General features: G+C 64.6%; 14 protein-coding genes. 12 read left to right on the forward strand and 2 right to left on the reverse strand.

Annotated features, from left to right (window positions below):
- Window positions 1-12: 12 nt before the first annotated feature.
- Window positions 13-426, reverse strand: coding sequence for a hypothetical protein (locus KPL76_RS05460; RefSeq protein ID WP_216335463.1), 414 nt, complete (start codon window positions 424-426; stop codon window positions 13-15).
- A 100-nt stretch (window positions 427-526) separates the two neighbouring features.
- On the opposite strand from KPL76_RS05460, the gene KPL76_RS05465 reads away from it, so the two are divergent.
- The 7 genes from KPL76_RS05465 (at window position 527) to KPL76_RS05495 (ending at window position 16325) form a co-directional block, all read left to right on the forward strand.
- Window positions 527-4591, forward strand: a complete 4065-nt coding sequence (locus KPL76_RS05465) for an SGNH/GDSL hydrolase family protein (RefSeq protein WP_216335464.1) — start codon at window positions 527-529, stop codon at window positions 4589-4591.
- A gap of 254 nt (window positions 4592-4845) precedes the next feature.
- Window positions 4846-5292: a hypothetical protein gene (locus KPL76_RS05470; protein ID WP_216335465.1), complete on the forward strand. Its 447-nt coding sequence runs from the start codon at window positions 4846-4848 to the stop codon at window positions 5290-5292.
- Between the two features lie 53 nt (window positions 5293-5345).
- Window positions 5346-7748, forward strand: a complete 2403-nt coding sequence (locus KPL76_RS05475) for a transglycosylase domain-containing protein (RefSeq protein WP_216335466.1) — start codon at window positions 5346-5348, stop codon at window positions 7746-7748.
- 82 nt (window positions 7749-7830) lie between these two features.
- Entirely contained in the window at window positions 7831-8427 is a 597-nt protein-coding gene (locus KPL76_RS05480; protein WP_216335467.1) for a TetR/AcrR family transcriptional regulator, read from the forward strand.
- A gap of 11 nt (window positions 8428-8438) precedes the next feature.
- The gene (locus KPL76_RS05485) at window positions 8439-11546 is read left to right on the forward strand and encodes an MMPL family transporter (protein ID WP_216335468.1); all 3108 of its coding nucleotides are present in this window, start codon (window positions 8439-8441) and stop codon (window positions 11544-11546) included.
- A complete protein-coding gene (locus KPL76_RS05490; protein WP_216335469.1) occupies window positions 11543-13606 on the forward strand; it encodes a YhgE/Pip family protein in 2064 nt (687 codons plus the stop codon). The genes KPL76_RS05485 and KPL76_RS05490 overlap by 4 nt, the downstream gene beginning before the upstream one ends.
- Window positions 13607-13979: 373 nt before the next feature.
- Window positions 13980-16325 carry a DEAD/DEAH box helicase gene (locus KPL76_RS05495; protein ID WP_216335470.1) on the forward strand — a complete coding sequence of 782 codons (2346 nt, stop codon included), beginning with the start codon at window positions 13980-13982 and terminating at the stop codon, window positions 16323-16325.
- 221 nt (window positions 16326-16546) lie between these two features.
- On the opposite strand, the gene KPL76_RS05500 is transcribed toward KPL76_RS05495, so the two are convergent.
- Window positions 16547-17185 carry a TMEM175 family protein gene (locus tag KPL76_RS05500; protein ID WP_216335471.1) on the reverse strand — a complete coding sequence of 213 codons (639 nt, stop codon included), beginning with the start codon at window positions 17183-17185 and terminating at the stop codon, window positions 16547-16549.
- 167 nt (window positions 17186-17352) lie between these two features.
- Between KPL76_RS05500 and KPL76_RS05505 the strand changes: the two genes are divergently transcribed.
- The 5 genes from KPL76_RS05505 (at window position 17353) to nrdE (ending at window position 22537) form a co-directional block, all read left to right on the forward strand.
- Entirely contained in the window at window positions 17353-18087 is a 735-nt protein-coding gene (locus KPL76_RS05505) for a cyclase family protein (protein ID WP_253202193.1), read from the forward strand.
- A 10-nt stretch (window positions 18088-18097) separates the two neighbouring features.
- Window positions 18098-19429, forward strand: coding sequence for an MFS transporter (locus KPL76_RS05510; RefSeq protein ID WP_216335473.1), 1332 nt, complete (start codon window positions 18098-18100; stop codon window positions 19427-19429).
- Between the two features lie 283 nt (window positions 19430-19712).
- Window positions 19713-19946 (forward strand): glutaredoxin-like protein NrdH, encoded by a 234-nt coding sequence (gene nrdH / locus KPL76_RS05515; RefSeq protein ID WP_188672494.1) that lies wholly within the window; start codon window positions 19713-19715, stop codon window positions 19944-19946.
- 57 nt (window positions 19947-20003) lie between these two features.
- Window positions 20004-20405 carry a class Ib ribonucleoside-diphosphate reductase assembly flavoprotein NrdI gene (gene nrdI, locus KPL76_RS05520; RefSeq protein ID WP_205112107.1) on the forward strand — a complete coding sequence of 134 codons (402 nt, stop codon included), beginning with the start codon at window positions 20004-20006 and terminating at the stop codon, window positions 20403-20405.
- Window positions 20390-22537, forward strand: coding sequence for a class 1b ribonucleoside-diphosphate reductase subunit alpha (gene nrdE, locus KPL76_RS05525; protein ID WP_256438724.1), 2148 nt, complete (start codon window positions 20390-20392; stop codon window positions 22535-22537). Before nrdI ends, nrdE begins: the two co-directional genes overlap by 16 nt.
- The last annotated feature ends 67 nt before the right edge of the window (window positions 22538-22604 follow it).

Raw genomic sequence — 22604 nt, forward strand, 5'->3', positions numbered from 1 at the left:
AATTGTGTGGAACTAGTACGAGAACAGGCCGGACCAGGAGTTCTTGCCCGCGCACCCGCCTACCATTCGCGAGTCAACCCCGTAGTAACCGGATGCGATTGAGGTACTCCCGTTGAGGTTTGTGAAATTCTTGGTGACGCCCAGCCGACTCGCTAGTGTGCTGGTGACCTGACCCTGTGAGACAGAGTGAAAGAGCCCCAGCCTGATCTCGCCGCCAAGGCACAGCGGGTAGCCGTCAAGCCTGAACGTGGATGTGCCGGCCGGGTGATAGCGCTGGATGTCGCCATAGACGAGCACGTTCGAATACTGGGTGCCACCGATTCCTGTCTGGGCCGCCTGGGCTGACGCTGCTGTCAGCCCGACGACCAACACTCCCAGCAGAACTCCCGCGCAGACCGTGGATGCCGCCGTAGACGTGATCTTCATTTCTCTTGCCTTTCGTCGAGACCGCAATTAATGAGCATGACTCAGTATAAGGTGGTGGAAGCACCTGGCCGAAGCACGGCGACGGTGCCGGGGAGGTGTCGTGAAACTACTTCGAGGGCTTGTCGGGCTATGCGTTGTGTCCCTTGTGCTCTCGGGCGCCTCGATTGCGCAGGCTGCTGGTGCAGTGCCTCAGGGCGAGGCACCAGCAGTTGGCGATCCTGCCTCAGGGGCGTCCGACGATGCTGCTCCTTCGCCCGACCCGAACACGTCGTTCGTCGTGCCGCAAGGGCTGCGGGCTGAGACGCTTGGCGACGGGTGGGCGACGAGCGACGACGTGGCGACCACCGCGGTCGGCGATGCCACGGGGTTCACGGTCTACGCAGCCGATGCGAACGAGGGGTACGCATGGCATCCCGTTGTCACGCTTGCCGTGCCCGGCATCGAGACCGACCGGTGGGTGGGCAACATGTGCCTGACGGCCGATCACAGCCATGCTGCGGTCGTATACGCACCGCGCAACGCCACAAACGACGCGCGGCTGTTCTCGCGTGGCGCCTTCGGGGCGATCGTCGACATGAGCACGGGCACGGTGACCAACCTCGGGCAGGGTTATTCACTTGCGTACTTCAACCCGGGCTGCGGTAACGGCAGCTCGGTCATCCTGGCGCAGTTCGAGGATGACGGGTCGTCGAAGCTCCGTGTGATCGATACGGCCGCGGCCGCACCAGAGGTGACGGTGGATGTCGCGACCCACGTGACCTCGGCCATCCCCGTGGGCGACACCATCGTCGCGGGCGTGGCCGGAGAGCTCATCTCGATCGCCCGCGACGGAAGTGTCGAGACGCTGGCGTCCACAGACGGGGTGCCGTACGACATCGTCGCAACGCCGACCGGCGGGGCGGCCTACCTCGACCACGTTGGCGAGACCGCTTCGGCGTGGGCCGTCAGCGATGTCACGGCCCGTAGTGGGACGAAGCGTCCGTTGGCGAGCGGTACGCTCACCGACCTGGGCATCTCCTCGGGCGGCTCTGCCGGGGCGTTCATCACCGGGTTGTCGCCGAAGGTCTCCACGAAGCTTCCGGCCGGTGTCAAGCAGGCTCAGGTGCCTGTGGATTCGCGGATCTCAAGTGCCGCTGAGCTGGCCGTCACCGAGACGCTGCCGTTCGTGCAGCCCGCCGACGGGGCCGACCCGACGGTGCCGGATTCTGCCGTTTCGATCCACGCCCAGCAGTTCGTGACCGGCGCGAAGCTCGAATTCGTGACGGGCCCGGCTGGCGCCGACCCGGCGGTGTGGGAGAAGCCGACGGTCGACACGGAAGCGCTCGGGTCGGCGGCAGACCCGGTGGAATCCGAACGAACGTGCGCTGTGGCCAGGAACGACCCCGGCAGCCAGGCGTTGCAGCCGAAGCCTCGACAGGTGGAATGGGCGGTGAACCAGGCCGTTGTGGGCAAGCTCGATGTTGCCCGGCCGGCCAACTACCTGAACGTGGGTGCCGCCTACACGCCGCAAGGGCTCTTCCCGCCGGTGGCGCTCGCCGGGGGTGGGCGTGTTCCATCTCAGGTGATGCTGGGCATCCTCGCGCAGGAGTCGAATCTCAGCCAGGCCTCCCGGTACACCACCCCCGGCGTGACTGGGAACCCGCTTGTCGGCAACTTCTACGGCATCGACACGTCGAGTGCGGACACCGACTGGACGGTGGATTTCAGCGATGCCGACTGCGGTTACGGCGTCGCGCAGGTCACCGACAATATGCGCATGGGGCAGATGTCGGTGCTCAGGCAGAGGGCGATTGCGCTCGATTTCGCGGCCAATGTCGCCGCTGGGCTGCAGATACTCGAAGCGAAGTGGAACCAGACCCGCGCTGCAGGGCTCACGGTCAATGATGGCGACCCGCAGTATCTCGAGAACTGGTTCTTCGCCGTCTGGGCGTACAACACCGGCCTCCATGACAAGGGGGCGGCAGGTGCCCCGTGGGGTGTCGGCTGGAGTAACAACCCGATCAACCCCGACTTCAAGACCAACAGGGCGTCGTTCCTCGACGGGCACCCTGCCGACGCCGCGCATCCGCAGGATTGGCCGTATCCCGAGAAGGTGATGGGCTTCGCGGCGAATTCGTACGATCTGCTCGAGAGCGTCGACGGTGGCACAGCGAAGTACGTCACGGCGTTCCGCCCCGCGTGGTGGACGACGACGGGCAACCGTACCGCGGTCAAGCCTCCGCTCGACCTGTTCTGCACTGCGGCGAACAACTGCGACAAGACGAAGTCGGTCGCGCCGACCGCGCCGGGAGTTTCGGGCGACAAGTCCGGGCCATGCCTGCACACGAACTCGGCCGGCCAGTACGACCTGCAGTGCTGGTTCCACTCAGCTGTGAAATGGAAGACCGACTGCGACAGCGACTGTGGCAACGAGACGCTGCGTTTCGACCCGGGCTGGGCGTACCAGGCCGATGCGACCAGCTTTCCGCCGAACTGCTCGACTGTAGCGACAGACCCCAGCGACCCGTTCTCCCGCGGTCTCCCATCCGGCGGCGGCATTCTGATCGTGGACGATGTCGCCGACGGAACGCAGCCCGCCGCTGATCCGCTGCCAAGCGGCACCTCGCCGCTGCGAGCCGCGTGCACCCCGAAGACGTCGAGTGGCAGCTTCGCGCTCGATTTCGGATCGAGTGGCTCGACGTACCCATCGAAGGTCGACTTCCACCAGCTCGGCGCAGGGTTCAACGGGCACTTCTACTTCGCCCACACGCGTAGCCACGACAACGGCTCAGACGGTGGAGGCTCGCTGGCCGTCACGGGAACGTGGATGCTCGGCAAGCCGTTGCACCAATGGACGCGCATCCTCGTGCACCTGCCCGACCACGGCGCGTGGACACAGCAGGCCCAGTACACGATCGATCTCGGCGACGGCACCGTCAAGACGCGATCGATTCCCCAGCGAACGTTTCACAATTCGTGGATCAGCCTCGGCGTCTTCGACGTCGAGGGAACTCCGCGTGTGAGCCTGTCGAACATCACCCACGACGGCGACGGGTACGACGACGTCGCGTGGGACGCGGTGGCGTTCCAACCGCTGGCCGCGAAGCCGGCGGACTTCATCGTTGCGATGGGCGATTCGTACTCGTCAGGCGAGGGCGCCTCCGACAACCACGGCTCGAAGTACTACCGCGAGACCGACCACGACGGTGCGACGATCGCCGACTACGGTACCGACCACTACAACAACGCGTACGACAACGACGACCTCCGGTACAACCGTGACCGGAACGCCTGCCATCGCTCATCGGAGGCGTGGGTACGCAAGGCGACTGTGTCGACCAGCCCGCAGACGATCGGGGCCAGGGCGGATGCGTACGCCAACTCCCTGGACTTCCAGTTCCTGGCCTGCTCGGGCGCCCAGACGGAGAACATCCTGCCCTGGTTCTCTGCGACCGGAAAAGTGCCGGTGAACGGCTTTGGCGAGAATGGTCGCTTTGGGAAGTACCGGGAGGATTCGCAGATCGATCGGGGTTTTCTCGACGAGAATACGACGCTCGTAACGCTCACGATCGCAGGAAACGACACCCGGTTCTCCGAGGTGATCAAGGCGTGCGTGGCATTCGCGGACTGTTCACTTTCGGTTTTGGCTGACCTGAAGGACACAATCAAGCTGCCTGACCGGGAGACGGAACTTATCAACGGGCCAGTCGCCGATTCGATCTCGACGGTACTCGACCAGATCTCGTTGAAGGCCCCCAATGCTCAGATTCTGATCCAGGGCTACCCGAAGCTGTTCGAAACACAATCCGTCTGCTTGACAGTGGCTGCAACCCAACGGCCGTGGCTCAATGCGATGACGGACCTCCTGGACACGACCCTCATCGCTGCGAAAGATGACTTCAACGAGGCGAAAGGCAGCGAAGTCGTAATTTATGGCAACCCCGTCGCAACCTTCACGAATCACGAACTCTGCAGTGAATTGAACAGCCCCTCCGACCCGAGCGCAATAAATGCCCTGCTCAATGAGGCCACACCCGGCGACCACTCGCTGTTCACGATCCCATTTCCTGGCCCGGATGGCTCCCTGGTGTTGCCGTCGCAGCAGGCTGTGCACCCCAATGTGAGAGGGCAGGGTTATTACGCGGACTCGATGAATGCGGCGTTATCGGGAAAGTACCCGGATTGAAGCGAACGAATTTGGGCAACGAGAGAAGTGTGCCCGGCGGCCCACATCGGTATTCGACCGTACTCGGAGTGGGTCTGGCACTTCTCGCTCTGTGCCTTGCCGGTTGCAGCCAGCCTGGATTGCCTAGGGACCTTCACTCGCCAGACATTGAGCGACGGCGGGCAGCCGCCGCAACAGAAGTGCTCGATGCGACAACGTTTGCAGGAACACCACCATTCGTATCGACATCCAGTCGAACAGTCGACACATGTGGGGTGCAGGGCGGTGCTCATCAGCTCAGCTTCTTCGGCGACGACCGGCACGAGACGGTCTGTGTGATTTCGACGGCATGGCTTCTCTCTCTGCCACACATAACGGACCCGATCGTTGCCGCTGCGGCTACAGAAGGTCTTCTCGCGAGCCAGCACATCCCAACCGATGGTTCGCTACAGGATCAGCCCGGGCTATCGGCCATACTCGGGGGCGAGGCGGTGGGCGTCAGCAACAGTGATTCGACGAGCAGCAATCGCGTCGAGCTGGGTGACGCGTCACGGCTCGGTGTCACTCGCACACTTCGGGCAGTGCCACGGCGCCCGTACGGCACTGTGATCTCCGACGTGGGGTCATTGTCGGAAGATTCTGCGCGCGAGGTGCTCGCTTCGGGCTCACGCTTCTACGTTCTCGTGGAGTTGAGTCGGCAGTACTACTCGATCTGGGAGTAGCGGACCGGCCAACCCTTAAAAATGAGGAAACGTCGATCGTCAAGTATGCTTGAATGATGAATTCTCACAGAATAGGTGCCGGTATCCGCGCGATGCTCGGCATCGTGTTCTTCAGCGTGGTGGCCGGTGTGTTGGTGACCTCGATGGTGGCTCCCGTGATCGCAGTGGCCGGCCAGGGGGCGAATGCGACGATCTCGGTCTTCGAGAACCTGCCCGACTACATCAAGCCCGATGTGCTCTCGCAGACGTCGAGCATCTACGCGAAGAACAGCGATGGCTCCGACGTACTGCTCGCCTCGTTCTTCGAACAGAATCGCCAGGTGGTGGGCTGGAACGACATCTCACAGAACGTCAAAGACGCCGTCGTGTCGACCGAAGACCCGCGATTCTACGAACACGGTGCGCTCGACCTGCAGTCGACGACGCGGGCCCTGCTGGGCAACTTCTTCAGGAAGGGCATCGCGAGCGGGGCATCCACCATCTCGCAGCAGTATGTCAAGAACATCCTGTCGCAGCGAGCCGAGGCGATCGCAGACCCTGTCGAGCGACAGAAGGCCTATGACGAGGCGACCGCCCAGACCCCGAACCGCAAACTGAGGGAGGCGAAGCTCGCCATCGGCTTGGAGAGGACCTACTCTAAAGACGACATTCTGCTCGGCTACCTGAATATCGCGCTGTTCGGTGGTCGAATCTACGGAATCCAGGCGGCCGCACGGTACTACTTCGGCGTCGACGCGGGGGCACTCAGTGTGGCGCAGGCCGCCAGCCTGGTTGCGATCGTCAACGAGCCGGAAGGCCTCCGGCTCGACATCGACGCAGAGCACACCGAGAACAATCGGCTCAGGCGAGACAAAGACGTGCTTCCGTCGATGCTGAAGGCCCACGCGATCACCCAGCAGCAGTTCGACGAGGCCGTGGCGACACCGATCGAGACGCACATCACCCCTCCGTCGACCGGGTGCCAGACCGCGGCAGAGGGTGCAGGCTTCTTCTGCGACTACGTGAAGAAGATCATCGAACAGGACCCGGTCTTCGGGGACTCGCCCGAAGCCAGGGCGCACAAGCTGAAGACGGGCGGGTACAAGATCTACACGACGCTCGATCTTGCCCTGCAGAAACAGGCAGATTCGACGACCAAGTACTTCATTCCGTACAGCGGCAACAGCCTCGATCTCGGCAGTTCGCTCGTCACCGTGGAGCCCGGCACCGGCCGGATCACCTCGATGGCACAGAACAAGAACTTCAGCGAAGTGCCCGACGCCGGGCCGGATTCGACGTCGATCAACTTCGCAACCGACGTCGATTTCGGCGGTTCCACAGGCTTCCCCGTGGGTTCGACCTACAAGCTGTTCACCCTCATCAACTGGCTGCAGTCGGGGCACTCGCTCGGTGACATCGTCAACGGGGCGAACAACCAGAACTTTCCCTTGTCGAAATTCACGAACTCGTGCACGGGAGGGTACGGAGGGGGTACCTACAAAGTCGGAAACGATGCGGGAGAGGCCGGTGGCCGCGCGAGTGTTCTGACCCAGTTCGAAGAATCCGTGAACAATGCCTTCATTGCGATGGCCCAGCAACTCGACCAGTGCGAGACCCGCAACATCGCCAAGGCGCTCGGCGTGCACCGGGCAGACGGGAACGAGCTCGGGATGAACATCGCCGACGTGCTCGGCTCCAATGAGATTGCTCCGCTCACCATGGCCGCGGCCTACGCCGGCGTGGTCAACAAGGGGGTCTACTGCAACCCCGTCGCCATAGCGAGCATCAGCGATTCAGCGGGCGCAGCCGTCGAGGTCCCGAAGTCCACGTGTGCCCAGGTCATCGACGCCGATGTCGCCGTTGCTGCGACGTACGCGATGAAAGGGGTCATCGACAATGGAACGGCGACCAGAGCCGACCCGGGAGATGGAACCCCCCACTTCGGCAAGACAGGAACGGCAACGAACGAAGAGCACGTCTGGCTCGTGGGTGGCACCTCAAAACTGGTCACATCGGCCTGGACCGGCAATATCGACGGGCACGTATCGATCAGGCGCTCGACAATCGACGGGCCGGGGAGTGGGCCTGTCGGCAGTGGAATCTCGCGACTGTTGATGTGGAGACAGTTCTATGGCGATCTGGCCGACGGCTACGGCGGAGACTCGTTCCCTGCGCCCTCCCGCAGTCTCACCTACGGTGCAACCTCGATCGTGCCAGAGGTGTCTGGCCTGTCACCTGACGATGCCAGCCGCCGGCTGAGCGATGCCGGATTCGAAGTGGTCGATGGAGGCCAGATCGATTCCGACAAGCCAGTGGGCCAGGTCGTGAGGTCAGACCCACCCTCCGGTGCCGGGGTCACCCGCGGGTCGAACGTGAGCATCTTCACCAGCAATGGCAGGCTCATCGTGACCCCGAAACCGAGCCCGCCGCCGGCACCTGGGTCTCCAACACCGGCGTCTCCAGCGCCGACAGGCTAGCGAGCCGCGAAAACGCTGGGAAGAAGCCGCTTTTCTGACCGATCGTGCAGAAGCTGACCGAGCGGTCAGCTAGCATTGTCGGGTGACCAACTCTCCCACTCATCGCGGCGATCCCGCCGAGGAGTTGCGCGCGGTTGCGCTCCGTCTGTTCGTGGAGACGAGTTACTCCGGGGCGTCCCTCCAGCAGATCGCCGATGCGGCCGGCTACGCCAAGTCGAGCGTGCTGTATCACTTCGCCTCCAAGGAGGCTCTGCTCGAAGCCGTGCTGGCGCCGGCAGTGGAGAAGATCGGTGTTCTGCTCGAGACCTCGCTGGGCAGGATCGCCGATGAGCAGCAACGGCAGGCCTTCGTCGAAGAGTTCATCGACTATCTCCTCGAGTACCGGTTCGAGGCGCACATCATCATCAACCAGGGCCAGTCGCTCGCGGGCATCCCTGTCGTGGATGATGCCCGTCGGTACATCACGCGCCTCAGCGATGCGTTCATGTCGGAACTCCCCACCACTGCCCAGCGAGTGAGGCTCGGTGTCGCCCTGGCGGGTGCCGCCTATGTTCTCGCTACTTCTGCATCCGAGCGTGACGCTGTCGCGCTCGAACCGCTCGACGAGGTCAGAGAAGCCCTCATCGCCGTGGTCTCCGAATTGCTTGTCCCTCTCGCAAGCGACCTCTCCCTCACCTAGGAGCCACAGCAATGGCAACGCTTCTCTACGCCATCGGGCGTTTTTCGTACAGGCACTCCTGGCAGATCGTCGTCGGGTGGTTCCTCATCCTCGCGGCTGTGCTCGGCGGCGGCATCGCGCTCGGCGGTTCCACGTCGGAGACCTTCACGATTCCCGGCACCGAGTCCCAGCAGACGATCGACAAGCTCGCAGCGGTCTTTCCCGCGGCTGCCGGTGCCAGCGCGCAGGTCGTCTTCCAGGTACCAGAGGGCCAGAGCGTCACCGACCCTGCAGACCAGACGGCGATCACAGCGGTCACGGATGCGATCGCCAAGATTCCCCACGTCACCTCGGTGATCACGCCCTACTCCGAGTACGCGGCGAACGCTATCGCGCCCGACAAGACGATCGCCTACGCCACCGTGCAGTTCGACGGGCCGACCTCGTCGATCTCCGACAACACGGTCAACGAGGTCATCGCCACGCGAAGTCTGGCGAGCGAAGCCGGTGTGCGGGTTGAGTTCGGCGGCGACATCTTCCAACAGACGGGCGCTGCTGTCAGCCCCTCGGAGGGACTCGGGGTGCTCTTCGCGGCCATCGTGCTGTTCTTCACCTTCGGTTCACTGCTCGCTGCCGGTCTTCCGCTCATCTCGGCACTTCTCGGCGTGGGCATCTCCGTCGGCGCAGTCATCGCCGTGTCGGCATTCGCCACGGTGTCGAGCACAGCGCCACTGCTCGCGGTGATGATCGGGCTTGCCGTCGGCATCGACTACGCCCTGTTCATCCTCTCGCGCCATCGAACGCAGCTCGCCCAGGGGATGGAAGTCGAGGAGTCAGCCGCGCAGTCGGTGGCGACGGCGGGCAGCGCGGTCGTCTTCGCAGGAACCACAGTCATCATCGCGTTGCTCGGCCTCCTCGTTGTGGGCATTCCGTTCCTCAGTGTCATGGGTGTTGCCGCTGCGGTTGCGGTCTTCCTCTCGGTCTGCATTGCGGCGACCCTTCTCCCGGCCATCATGGGCATGGCCAAGCTCCGGCTGAAGCCGAAGAGGGGCTCGCGGGTCGAGCGTCGCGCCATCGCAGCGCTCGAGCACGAAGACGACGGTCGATCTGGGCACGAAACCGGCTCTGAAGGCCGTGCCGCGACAGGAGCCACCGCGATTCCAGCGCTCGAGTCGCCAGGCGCCGGAGCCAAACCCGCCAGCGGAGGCCGACAGGCCAAACGGGACGCCAAAGCGGCACTCAATAGCGCCAAGCCGGTGAGCCGGTCGATGGGCGCCCGCTGGGTCGGCATCGTGATGAAGGCACCGATCGTCTTCATCATCGCCGTGGTCGGCCTCGTCGGAGTGGCCGCCATCCCCGCGTTCAGCCTCGACCTCAACCTGCCGAACTCCGGCCAGCAAGCCGCCGACACCACGAACCGCCAGGCATACGACCTGATCGCAAAGGGTTTCGGCCCCGGCTACAACGGGCCCCTCATCGTCGTCGCCGACATCACACAGTCGACCGACATCAAGGGCGTGCTCACCAAGATCGGCGACGAGCTCAGAACAGCGAACGGCGTCGTCTACGTCAGCCAGGGCATCCCTGACTCAACGCTCGACACGGCGATCTTCCGGGTTATTCCCGACCAGGCCCCCGACTCCCCGGAGACGAAGGTCGTGGTTCAAGATATTCGCAACCTGAACTCCACACTGCAGAAAGACCTGAACGTCTCCATCGCCGTCACCGGTCAGACTGCGGTGGCGATCGACATCTCGAACCTGCTCGCTGCGGCGCTTCTTCCGTTCGGAATTCTGGTCGTCGGTCTTTCGATCGTGCTGTTGGCGATGGTCTTCCGTTCGCTCGCGGTTCCCCTCAGCGCAGCGGCAGGCTTCCTCCTGTCAGTCGGTGCGAGCTTCGGGGTGTCAGTGGCGGTCTTCCAATGGGGCTGGGGAGCAAACCTGCTCAATGTGCATACGACAGGCCCTCTGCTCAGCTTCTTACCCATCCTCATGATGGCCATCCTCTTCGGCCTCGCCATGGACTACCAGGTGTTCCTGGTCTCCGGCATGCGCGAAGAGTACGTCAAGACGGGGGATGCCCGGCGATCCGTTCGCGTCGGCTTCGTGCACGGCGCGCGCGTCGTCACCGCTGCCGCCCTCATCATGTTCTTCGTCTTCTTCGCCTTCGTTCCCGAAGGGACCGGGGCGATCAAACAGATCGCGCTCGCGCTCGCCGTGGGAGTCTTTGTCGACGCCTTCCTGGTGCGCATGACGCTGGTGCCCGCCGTGATGACACTGCTCGGTGATTCGGCGTGGAAGCTGCCGAAGGGCATCGCGCGACTGCTTCCGAACGTGGATGTCGAGGGCGAAGGCCTGCGCGACCACATAGCCAGCCGCGAGTGGGCGGCTCCGCACACCGATGACGCCATCACGGCCGAGAACCTGCGGATCGACGGTGTTGAACGACCGATCACGGTCTCTGTGCCCAGCGGCAGCACGCTTGTGGTGCTGGGCGACACGATTTCGCGCCGTCTCTTCGGTGCCACCCTCGCTGGGCGCATCAAGCCGCTTTCGGGCGAGGTTCAGGTGCTCCAGTACACATTGCCCTCCGAATCGGGAGCGGTGAGTCGCCGGGTGTCACTGGTAGACCTCTCGTCGACCCGGCCCGACGCCGAGACCACCGTCAGTTCCGCTTTGCGGGAACGGCTCAGCATCGCCAGGCCCTGGTACCGGCCATTCGTATCAGCTGACGCGATCGACGACCGCATCGACGCGATCAACCGGGCCCTGCGCACGGTCGGTTCGGAGCGCCAGATCGGTGGCTCCACAGCACTGGGCGAGCTGACACCGCTCGGATCATCCCTCGTTCTCACCTCGCTCGGCCTTGCCGACGGTTCAGGCGTTCTCGTCGTCGACGCGGGTGACACCGGGTCACCCATCGACGATGCGAGAGAGTTCCTCGACGCACTCACGGCGCTCGTGCCGGTGGGGCAGACGCTCGTGCTCGGGCTGCCGACCGCCGCGGCCTCACCCGCGAGCGCGACCCTCGAGCACCATGCCGAACACCCGGCCCACGCCGACCCGGCCAGCGCCGACGCGCGCCCGGTCGTTGTTCTTCACCTGTTACAGCCTGCCCAGCAGGAAGGATCACTCCGATGACGTCACACTCGTCACCCACCGGCACGCCGAAAGCGCCCGCGGTCGGTTCGCACGAGTCGCCAGCCCGCCAGTATCGCCGCAGGCGTGCCTGGTGGTTCGCGATCGCGGCCCTGGCCGTGATCGCCATCCCGCTGGCGGCGAACGGGCTGTTCTCGAGCGCCTTCTCGAACGTGGCAGACAACCTGAGCAAGGTTCCCGCCGCCGTGGTCAACAATGACAAGCTCATCACCACGACCGCAGCCGACGGCACCCAGTCGACGGTCTACGCCGGCCGAGGGCTCGTCACCGAACTCACTGGCCCCTCGTCGACCGGCTTCGACTGGAACGTCACGAACTCGGCCGATGCCGCCAAGGGTCTCGCCGACGGCACCTATTTCGCCGTACTCACCATCCCCGAGAACTTCTCCCAGCAGATCAGCACGCAGGGCACCCCGAACCCGGTTCAGGGCTCCATCGACATCGCCACCGACAACTCGCACGGCTACCTCGCCGGCGTGGTTGCGAGCACAGTCGCGTCCGCGATCAAAGCAGGCTTCGGCCAGACGATCACCACGCAGGTGATGAGCGGAGTGCTCAGCAGCTTCGGCACGATCGGTACCCAGCTCACGACCGCCGCCGATGGCGCAGGCAAGGTCGCGAGCGGGCAGTCGTCGCTGACCGACGGCCTGAACCAGCTCGCCTCCGGTGCGTCGAGTTCGGCTACCGGTGCCGCTACGCTCAGCTCGGGTGTCACGGCCTACACCGACGGCGTCGACTCGCTCGCCGGGGGTATCTCCTCGCTGAACTCGAGCGCCGGCGGGCTCTCCCAGCTCTCGGACGGCGTCGCGAGCTACACCCAGGGGGTGAGCAGCCTCTCGAAGGGTGCCGCCGACCTCGAGCCGGGCATCCAGGCACTTGTCGCAACGTCGACGCTGCCCGATGAACAGAAACAGAAGATCCTCCTGGGTTATCTGGGGCTCGCCGGCGGCCTCAGCCAGGCTTCCGCGAGCGGCACGACGCTCTCGCAGAAGACGACCTCAGGTCTGGATGCCCTGCAATCCGGCATCGGCCAGCTCGCGTCGGGGGCGTCGAAGCTGTCGGCCGGCTCGGCAGGGTTGAGCTCGGGAACCGCGGCGCTCGCCGATGGGCTCGGAGCACTTGCCACGGGCGTGCAACAGTCAGCGGACGGCTCGGCACAGCTCGTCACTGGCTCGACCCAGCTGCAGACGGGGCTCCAGAGCGGCGCAGATGCGCTGGCCAAGAACACGGCAGCTGACCCTGCCGCTGCGGCGGCGGTCGCGGCCGACCCCATCGCGGTGAACGTCAGCGTGCAGCACGGCGGCGGTGGCATCGCATCGGTGATCGCCATTCTGGTCATCCCGGCGGGGCTCTGGATCGGCGCACTGGCGGTGTTCCTCTTTCTGCGGCCGCTGAGTTCGGCGGTGCTCGCGAGCTCGGCCTCGACGGCGAGGCTCGTGTCGCGCATGTTCGGCCGGGCATCCGCTCTGGCAGTCGCGCAGGTCGTGCTCGTCGTGGCGTATCTGCACCTCAGCCTGGGTGCGGGGTGGGGCTCGCTGCCGGCGACCTTCGGGTTCTCGCTTCTCGTCGCGCTGGCGTTCACGGCCTTCCACCAGCTGCTGACGACGGCGTTCGGGCGGGTCGGGTCGATCATCTCGCTGATTCTGTTCGCGGTGCAGTTCGCCTCGACGGCTGGTGTGTATCCGGCGCAGATTCTGAGCGGGCCATTCCAGTTCATCAGCACGATCTCACCTCTCAGCTACGCCGTCTCGGGAATCCAGGGGATCCTCACGGGCGGTGCTGCAGGGCCGATCTGGTCGAGCGTCGTTGTGCTCGCACTGATGCTGCTGGTCAGCCTGGTGCTGGCCGGCGCCGCGCTCGCGAGAAGGCGCAGCCCCGTTCGCACAGGCTGGTTGCTGGTGGGGGCCAGGGGTCGGCGGTCGAACCCGGGCGTACACGGCGACATCGACACGGACACAGGCACGGATGACAGTGGCGACGCCCCTGCGGCCGTCACCCATTCGCCGCGGGCCGGGTTGCCGAAGCCGGGCCTTGCGACCTGACGTTCTCTGTCACTGGAATTTCGGAGGGTAGTTCCGGCTGGGTAGTTCCGTCTGAGCAGATCTGGGCAGGAATCTCGCGGCAGGTGGATGTGTGCGGGAACACGTGTACAGGAAAATCTGTGCAGGACTAGTGCACTTCTGCCCAGTCTCGTGTAACGTAGGCAAGTCGGCTCTTGACACCGCGCGTCGTGCGCGGATGGGTTTGTAAGTCAGGTGGGCCGGTTTCTCGTTTTCGTGTGAATGGACGCACGCGGAGGCTCGAACAATCACGTATGTGAAACGGCCCCGGCCAAAGACTGCCCGGGTTCAGCAAAAGTCAATCGCAAATGTATTGACCGCTTTGCCATGCAAATGAAAAAACCCGGAAAGAACCATGCCCGATTACTCAAAGAAGCCCGCCACAGGCGGCAACAAGTACTCCAAGAGCCCCAGCACAGGCGGCTCATCTGCTGGTGCACGCAGCGCCGGCCACAGAGGCTACAAGCCTGCCGAAGCAGGAGCCCCGAAGAAGGCCCGCTGGAACGCAGACGAGCGCGCCACACGCGGAGCCGCTCCCACCAACCGTGGTGAGCGCCCCAACTGGGAGCCGCGCGCGGCGACCCCCACCCGCGAGAGCAACTACAGCGACCGTGGTGCCCGTTCGGAGCGCCCGTCGTACGGCGACCGCGGAGCATCAACCGGCCGTCCGTCGTACGGTGACCGTGGAGCATCCACCGGTCGCCCCTCCTACGGTGACCGCAACTCTTCGGGAGCAGGCCGCTCCGAGCGTCCCTCCTACGGTGACCGCCCGGCGCGCAGCAACGACCGCCCGTCGTACGGCGACCGCAACTCCAGCTCCGACCGTGGAGCTTCGACGGGTCGCCCGTCGTACGGTGACCGTGGAGCATCCACCGGTCGCCCCTCCTACGGTGACCGCAACGCTTCCGGCGCTGGCCGTTCAGAGCGACCCTCCTACGGCGACCGCAACTCCAGCTCCGACCGTGGAGCTTCGACGGGTCGCCCGTCGTACGGTGACCGTGGAGCATCCACCGGTCGCCCCTCCTACGGTGACCGCCCCGAGCGCACCTCGAGCGAGCGCCCCTCTTACGGTGACCGCGGAGCCGCTCGCACCGAGCGCCCTTCGTACGGTGACCGCCCGGCTCGCACCTCGAGCGACCGCCCGTCATACGGCGACCGCCCCCCACGCACCGAGCGTCCCAGCTACGGTGACCGCCCGGCTCGCACCGAGCGTCCCAGCTACGGTGACCGCCCTGAGCGCACCTCCAGTGACCGCCCGTCGTACGGTGACCGCGGAGCCGCTCGCACCGAGCGTCCCTCGTACGGTGACCGCCCGGCCCGCACCTCGAGCGACCGCCCCGCGCGCTCGTTCGATGACCGCCGCGACTCCAACACCGACCGCGCCAGCCGTGGCAGCGACTTCTACCCGAAGCGCGAGAACAACGGCTACAGCGACGGTGCAGGCACCGCAGCAGCAGGCCGATTCGGTGCGCAGGATGATGTTGTCCTCGAGCGTCTCGAAGCCGAAGTGACCACCGCATCCGACGTCGTCGACAAGACGTTCGGCGACCTCGGCCTGGGTGACAACATCACCCGCCAGCTCGCTGCAATGGGTGCCCCGAGCCCGTTCCCGATCCAGGCGGCGACCATCCCCGACGTTCTCGCCGGCAAGGACGTTCTCGGTCGCGGCAAGACCGGCTCCGGCAAGACGATCGCCTTCGGCGCTCCTCTCGTCGAGCGCCTCATGGAGAACGACGGAGCCAAGGGTCGCAAGCCCGGCCGCCTCCCTCGCGCCCTGATTCTCGCCCCGACGCGTGAGCTCGCGATGCAGATCGACCGCACCGTGCAGCCCATCGCCCGCTCGGTCGGCCTGTTCACCACGCCGATCTTCGGTGGGGTGCCGCAGTACAAGCAGGTCTCAGCCCTGCAGCGCGGAACCGACATCATCATCGCGACCCCCGGCCGCCTCGAAGACCTCGTCGAGCAGGGTCGACTCGACCTCTCGCAGGTCAAGATCGTCGTTCTCGACGAGGCAGACCACATGTGCGACCTCGGGTTCCTCGAGCCCGTGCAGCGCATCCTGCGCCTGACCTCGCCGAAGAGCCAGAAACTGCTCTTCTCCGCGACCCTCGACAAGGGCGTCGCCCAGCTCGTCAATGAGTTCCTCGTCGAGCCGGCCGTGCACGAAGTCGCTGGTGAAGACCAGGCTTCTTCGACGATCGACCACCGCGTTCTGCTCATCGAGCAGCGCGACAAGCGTGCGATCATCGAGCAGCTCGCCTCCGGTGAGGGTAAGACGCTGATCTTCGCCCGCACCCGTGCGTTCGCAGAGGAGCTCGCCGACCAGCTCGACGGTGCCGGCATTCCGTCGACGTCGTTGCACGGTGACCTCAACCAGGCCCGCCGTACGCGCAACCTCCAGCTGCTCACGAGTGGCCGGGTCAACGTGCTCGTAGCGACCGATGTCGCGGCACGTGGCATCCATGTCGACGACATCAACCTGGTCATCCAGGCCGACGCCCCCGACGAGTACAAGACCTACCTGCACCGCTCGGGCCGTACGGGCCGCGCCGGCAAGCAGGGCACGGTCGTGACGCTCATTTCGAAGTCACGTCGCCGCCGCATGGACGAACTGCTCGGCCGCGCCGACATCGAGGCCACGATGGTGCCCGCCGCTCCCGGCGACCGCCTCATCGACGACCTGCAGAGCGCCGGCGTGTAGCCGTAGCTGCCCAACCGAACTGACGCGACGCGCCCCTCCCCACCAACGGGAGGGGCGCGTCGCGTCTTTGTGTCACGGGGGCTCTGAGTGGCGCGCGCCCCCGCTTCTTCCGCACCTGAGACGACTTGGGTGCGCGAAAACGTCCCTTCGTGGGTTCATTTGGGGACGTTTCGCCGCACCGAAGGGCTGGCGGGGGAAGGACGTGGGCGCGCGGGCCGGGTTCAGCTGGGCGCTCGGCCCGACGCGGCGGCGCGGCGGGATGCGCGGTGGCTGATGATCCTGCCCTCGATGAAACCGGTCGGCACGAGCAGGAGCAGGCCCCAGACGCCGACGCCCGGCACGGTGACGGCGAGAACGAACGCGATGACCATCGTGATCGACGGGACGACGGCCCCGACCAGGCTCAGGGTGCCGCGCACGCTCTCGAGCTGCAGCTCGGGGGTGCGCACGATCAGCACCTGCTGGGCGAGGCCCGACAGGCTCGTCACGAGCATCGTGCCGATGTAGAGGCCCGAAGTGAGCGGGCTCGTGGCCGCGTTGCCCTGGCCGAGCAGCTCTGTCGGAAAGGGCAGGAACACGATGGTCAGCAACCACAGGAAGTTCAGCCACACCAGGGGGATCGTGTATCCGTCGATCGACCGGTACAGCTGGTGATGGATCAGCCAGAACCGCGCGATCACCGCGAAGCTCAGAACGAAGAGAAAAAGCTGTTGCGAGTTCTCCTGCAGGAACTCCGCCGGGGTGGCAGAGCCGAGGTTGCCTGCCGAATCGGCGAGCGGCAGGATGAGCAGCGTCACCGCGATCGCAATGACGGCATCGCTCAGATTGACGAGCCGGTCGTATCCGCGTCTGATCACCATGAACGCCATTATCGCCCTCGATCGGTGAAATCGCCGGCAGCCCGCTGACGATCGCCGGCACAGGATCGGTGGTGGGTCACCGCTGGGCACCGCTAGCGTGGAAGCAGTGGCGCATGCTGCCCGCACCGCCCAGCCACACTCCCCGCGAGCCAGAAAGCGAAGGCACCATGTCACGGCAGTTCGTCGACCTCAGCCACACGATCACCGAAGGGCTTGTGACCTACCCCGGTCTGCCCGTGCCGACGTTCGAGCCGCACCTCACCCGCGAGGACTCGCGGTCGCACTACGCTCCCGGCACCGAATTCCGCATGGACATCATCCGGATGATCGGCAACACCGGCACGTACCTCGACAGCCCGTTCCACCGCTACGAGGGTGGCGGCGACCTGTCGACGCTTGCGCTCGAGACCCTCGCAGAGCTGCCCGCGGTCGTGTTCCAGTTTCCAGGAGTCGCCGGCACGCCCACCGCCGGCCCGTCGCCCGAAGACCAGTCGGAGCCGGGTTTCGACGGCCGGGGCATCACCGCCGACGCGTTCGGCACTGAAGACCTGCGCGGCACCGCTGTGCTGCTCAGCACCGGGTGGGACGCCCACTTCGCCACTCCCGAATACCTCCTGGGTGCCCCGTACCTCACCGAAGACGGGGCGCGCACGCTGGTCGAGCGCGGGGTCGCACTCGTCGGCATCGATTCGCTCAACATCGACAACACCGAGGGTACGGGAGCGCGGCCGGCACATTCGCTGCTGCTGGATGCGGGCATCCATGTCGTCGAACACCTCACGAACCTCGGGGGGCTGCCCTTCCGCGGTGCGCGATTCACGGCGGTGCCTCCCAAGGTCGCCGGCTTCGGTACATTCCCGGTTCGAGCCTTCGCCACTGTGGATGCTCGAACGGAGGGTTAGGCTCGAACGTGTGACCCGCGACACCGAAGAAGCCGAGCAGGGCATCTTCGGGCGGCAGGTCCGCTGGGTGACCGTCGGCATGCTCACGCTCATCCTGCTCTCAGCGTTCGAGGCGCTCGCCGTGACCACGGTGATGCCGACGATCAGTGCCGAGCTCGACGGGGCCTCGCTCTACGCCCTCGCCTTCTCCGGCCCGCTCGCAATCGGCGTCGTGGGCATGGTCGTGGCCGGCAACTGGTCTGACCGCGCAGGCTCCAAGCGGGCGCTCTACACCTCGGTTGCGTGCTTCGGCGGTGGGCTGGTGATCGCCGGTCTCGCGTACTCCATGCCGGTACTCGTCATCGGCCGCCTGATCTCAGGCCTGGGTGGGGGCGGCATGACGGTTGCGCTGTTCGTGCTCGTCGCCCGGGTCTTCCCGACGCGGTTGCACCCGAAGGTGTTCGCCGCCTTCGCTGCGGCGTGGGTCGTGCCGTCGCTGGTGGGCCCGCTGATCGGCGGCATCGTCGCACAGACCGTCGGCTGGCGGTGGGTCTTCCTCGGCGTCGTCGTTCTGGTTGTTCTGGCCCTCGCCATGGTGGTGCCGGTGATGGGGCAGTTCCCCACCGTCGTCACCGACGAGCCGTGGAAGGTCTCGCGCATACTCTGGTCGCTCGTGGCGGCCGCTGCAGTGCTCTCCGCGAGCCTTGCTGGCCAGGTGAGTGGGCCTCTCGTGTGGGTTGTCGCTGTCATTGCCGTCGTGGTGGCGATCGTGGCATTGCGACCGCTGCTGCCGCCCGGGGCGCTCCGTGCTGCGGCCGGGCTCCCCACCATCATCGTTCTCCGCGGACTGGTTGCCGGCGCCTACTTCGCGACGGAGACGTACTTGCCGTACTTCTTCACGAGCCAGTACGGGCTCACGCCGGCCGTCGCGGGGCTAGCACTGTCAGTTGCGGGAGTGTCGTGGGCTGGCGCCTCGTGGGCGCAGGGCAAGTACTCGGAGCGCATCAGCGACGTGGCGAGCATCCGGCTCGGAATCGGGTTGGTGCTGCTCGCCGTACTGGCGGTCATCGGATGCTCGGTCTGGGGTCTGCCGCCGGCCATCGCCATTGTCGGCTGGCTCTTCGCCGGTGCGGGCATGGGGGCGATGTACCCGCGGCTGTCGGTGGCGATGCTGCGGCTCTCAACGCCGTCGAACGAGGGGTTCAACTCCTCGGCGCTCTCGATCTCGGACTCGACGGGGGCTGCGATCGCCCTCGCGCTGACGGCAGCCATCTTCGTGTCACTCGGGTTCACCGGGTGCTTCGTGCTGTCGGGTGTGCTCGCGGTGTTCGCCTTGACTCTGGCCGGTCGCGCCAGAAGCTGACGCCTCGGTTGGCTCGAATGCGACACGCCCAAGAGGTCGCAATGTCAGTGGCAAAAGTTATCCTCAGAGCAGGAGCTCGAGGTTATCCACAGGTGGCTTCAGTCGGGCGTGTTTCCGCGGAATTACCTGTGCGCAATGCTTGTTGAATAGGTGTGGAAACTCTACGATTCCTGTGGATAATTACACGCGTGTAACTACTTCATCTAGGGGTCTGTTCAGAAGCTGACAACTAGATGTAGTGTTGAACTCCCGTCACCGGATTTATGAGAAAGGCGCCGATTCCATGGCAATTACGGTCTACACGAAGCCCTCCTGCGTACAGTGCACCGCAACCTATCGCGCCCTCGAGAACAAGGGTCTCGAATTCGAGATCTTCGACGTCTCGGTTGACGAGAAGGCCCTCGCCGCCGTCAAGGAGCTGGGCTACCTCCAGGCTCCCGTCGTCATCACCGACGACGACCACTGGTCGGGCTTCCGCCCCGACAAGATCGCTGAACTGGCTGCTCGCGTAGCCTGAACAAATGAGGCGCCTGCCCCTGCCAGGCGCCGGGGATCCCAGAGAGGCCGTTGAGCGATGACGAACCTCGTCTATTTCTCCAGCGTCTCAGGAAACACTCACCGGTTCATCGAGCGGCTGGGGAAACCCGCTCACCGAATCCCGATCTACGCCAAAGACCCGGCTCTGAGCGTCGATGAGCCTTACGTTCTCGTGCTGCCGACCTATGGCGGCGGGTCAACCGGGGGAGCAGTACCCAAGCAGGTCATCCACTTTCTCAACGACGCTCACAATCGGTCGCTGATCAGAGGTGTGATCGCTGCCGGCAACACGAACTTCGGTGAGGCGTACGGCCTCGCAGGCGACATCGTTGCACAGAAGTGCAAGGTGCCCGCCCTCTATCGCTTTGAAGTATTCGGTACCCCTGACGACCTCGAGGCCGTCACCACAGGATTGGAAGAATTTTGGAAAGCACACTGATCGAGGCGCCCGCAGCGGTGTCGGCGCTCGACTATCACTCGCTGAACGCGATGCTGAATCTCTACGACGCCGACGGCAAGATTCAGTTCGACAAAGACAAAGAGGCGGCGAAGCAGTACTTCCTGCAGCACGTCAACCAGAACACCGTCTTCTTCCACAACCTGAAGGAGCGTCTGGACTACCTGGTCGAGAAGGAGTACTACGAGCAGGCAGTGCTCGACCAGTACTCGTTCGAGTTCATCCAGAAGCTCAACGACCTCGCGTACTCGAAGAAGTTCCGCTTCGAGACCTTCCTCGGGGCGTTCAAGTACTACACCTCGTACACGCTGAAGACGTTCGACGGCAAGCGCTACCTCGAGAGATTCGAAGACCGCGTCGTGATGACAGCCCTCGGTCTGGCCGACGGCGATGAGGCCCTCGCGATCAACCTCGTCGAAGAGATCATCGGCGGTCGCTTCCAGCCCGCAACGCCGACCTTCCTCAACACTGGCAAGGCCCAGCGCGGAGAGCTCGTATCCTGCTTCCTTCTGCGCATCGAAGACAACATGGAATCGATCTCCCGGGCGATCAACTCCTCGCTGCAGTTGTCCAAGCGCGGCGGCGGGGTCGCGCTGCTGCTGTCGAACATCCGTGAAGCCGGAGCCCCGATCAAGCAGATCGAGAACCAGTCGTCGGGCATCATTCCCGTGATGAAGCTGCTCGAAGACTCCTTCAGCTACGCCAACCAGCTCGGTGCCCGCCAGGGTGCAGGTGCTGTGTACCTCTCGGCACACCACCCCGACATCCTGCGCTTCCTCGACACCAAGCGTGAGAACGCTGACGAGAAGATCCGCATCAAGACGCTGTCGCTCGGCGTCGTCGTGCCCGACATCACCTTCGAGCTCGCGAAGAACGACGAAGACATGTACCTCTTCTCGCCGTACGACGTCGAGCGCGTCTACGGTGTGCCGTTCGGCGACATCTCGGTGACCGAGAAGTACCGCGAGATGGTCGATGACCCGCGCATCCGCAAGTCGAAGATCAAGGCGCGGGAGTTCTTCCAGACCCTCGCCGAGATCCAGTTCGAGTCGGGCTACCCGTACATCATGTACGAAGACACCGTCAACAAGGCGAACCCCATCAAGGGTCGCATCAACATGTCGAACCTCTGCTCTGAGATCCTGCAGGTCAACACCCCGACGAGCTACAACGAAGACCTTTCGTACGACCACATCGGCAAAGACATCTCGTGCAACCTCGGCTCACTGAATATTGCGCGCACGATGGATTCGCCCGACTTCGGCCTCACGGTCGAGACGGCCATCCGCGGTCTCACCTCGGTTTCGAACCAGAGCCACATCTCGTCAGTGCGCTCGATCGAGTCGGGCAACGACCGCTCGCACGCCATCGGTCTCGGCCAGATGAACCTGCACGGGTACCTCGCTCGTGAACGTGTCTTCTACGGCAGCGAAGAGGGCATCGACTTCACCAACATCTACTTCTACACCGTGCTGTTCCACGCGTTGCGTGCTTCGAACCGCATCGCGATCGAGCGCGGTGAGGTCTTCGACGGTTTCGCCGACTCGACGTACGCGTCGGGTGAGTTCTTCGACAAGTACACCTCAGCGGTCTGGGCTCCGGCCACGGTGAAGGTCGCGTCGCTCTTTGACAACGCTTCGATCCACATTCCGACGCAGGCCGACTGGGAAGAGCTGAAGACGTCGGTGCAGGCCCACGGTATCTACAACCAGAACCTGCAGGCGGTGCCCCCGACCGGCTCGATCTCCTACATCAACAACTCGACGGCCTCGATTCACCCGATCGCGTCGAAGATCGAGATCCGCAAAGAGGGCAAGATCGGTCGCGTCTACTACCCTGCTGCGTTCCTGACGAACGATAACCTCGAGTACTACCAGGACGCGTACGAGATCGGCTACGAGAAGGTCATCGACACGTATGCCGCTGCGACCCAGCACGTCGACCAGGGCCTCTCCCTGACCCTGTTCTTCAAAGACACCGCGACGACCCGCGACATCAACCGCGCACAGATCTATGCGTGGAAGAAGGGCATCAAGACGATCTACTACATTCGTCTGCGCCAGATGGCTCTCGAGGGCACCGAGGTCGAGGGCTGCGTCAGTTGTGCTTTGTAACGGATCGCGAGCGATCCGTTCACTGTGCCCGGTGACATGTCCAATGACCGATTCCCCTTTCAACCGC

The organism is Subtercola sp. PAMC28395, from assembly GCF_018889995.1.
Classification (GTDB): domain Bacteria; phylum Actinomycetota; class Actinomycetes; order Actinomycetales; family Microbacteriaceae; genus Subtercola.

Coding starts and splice junctions, on each gene's coding strand:
- KPL76_RS05495 (WP_216335470.1), top strand. CDS start 13,980: ATGCCCGATTACTCAAAGAAGCCCGCCACAGGCGGCAACAAGTACTCC.
- KPL76_RS05460 (WP_216335463.1), bottom strand. CDS start 426: ATGAAGATCACGTCTACGGCGGCATCCACGGTCTGCGCGGGAGTTCTG.
- KPL76_RS05490 (WP_216335469.1), top strand. CDS start 11,543: ATGACGTCACACTCGTCACCCACCGGCACGCCGAAAGCGCCCGCGGTC.
- nrdI (WP_205112107.1), top strand. CDS start 20,004: ATGACGAACCTCGTCTATTTCTCCAGCGTCTCAGGAAACACTCACCGG.
- KPL76_RS05485 (WP_216335468.1), top strand. CDS start 8,439: ATGGCAACGCTTCTCTACGCCATCGGGCGTTTTTCGTACAGGCACTCC.
- KPL76_RS05505 (WP_253202193.1), top strand. CDS start 17,353: ATGTCACGGCAGTTCGTCGACCTCAGCCACACGATCACCGAAGGGCTT.
- KPL76_RS05475 (WP_216335466.1), top strand. CDS start 5,346: ATGATGAATTCTCACAGAATAGGTGCCGGTATCCGCGCGATGCTCGGC.
- KPL76_RS05500 (WP_216335471.1), bottom strand. CDS start 17,185: ATGGTGATCAGACGCGGATACGACCGGCTCGTCAATCTGAGCGATGCC.
- nrdH (WP_188672494.1), top strand. CDS start 19,713: ATGGCAATTACGGTCTACACGAAGCCCTCCTGCGTACAGTGCACCGCA.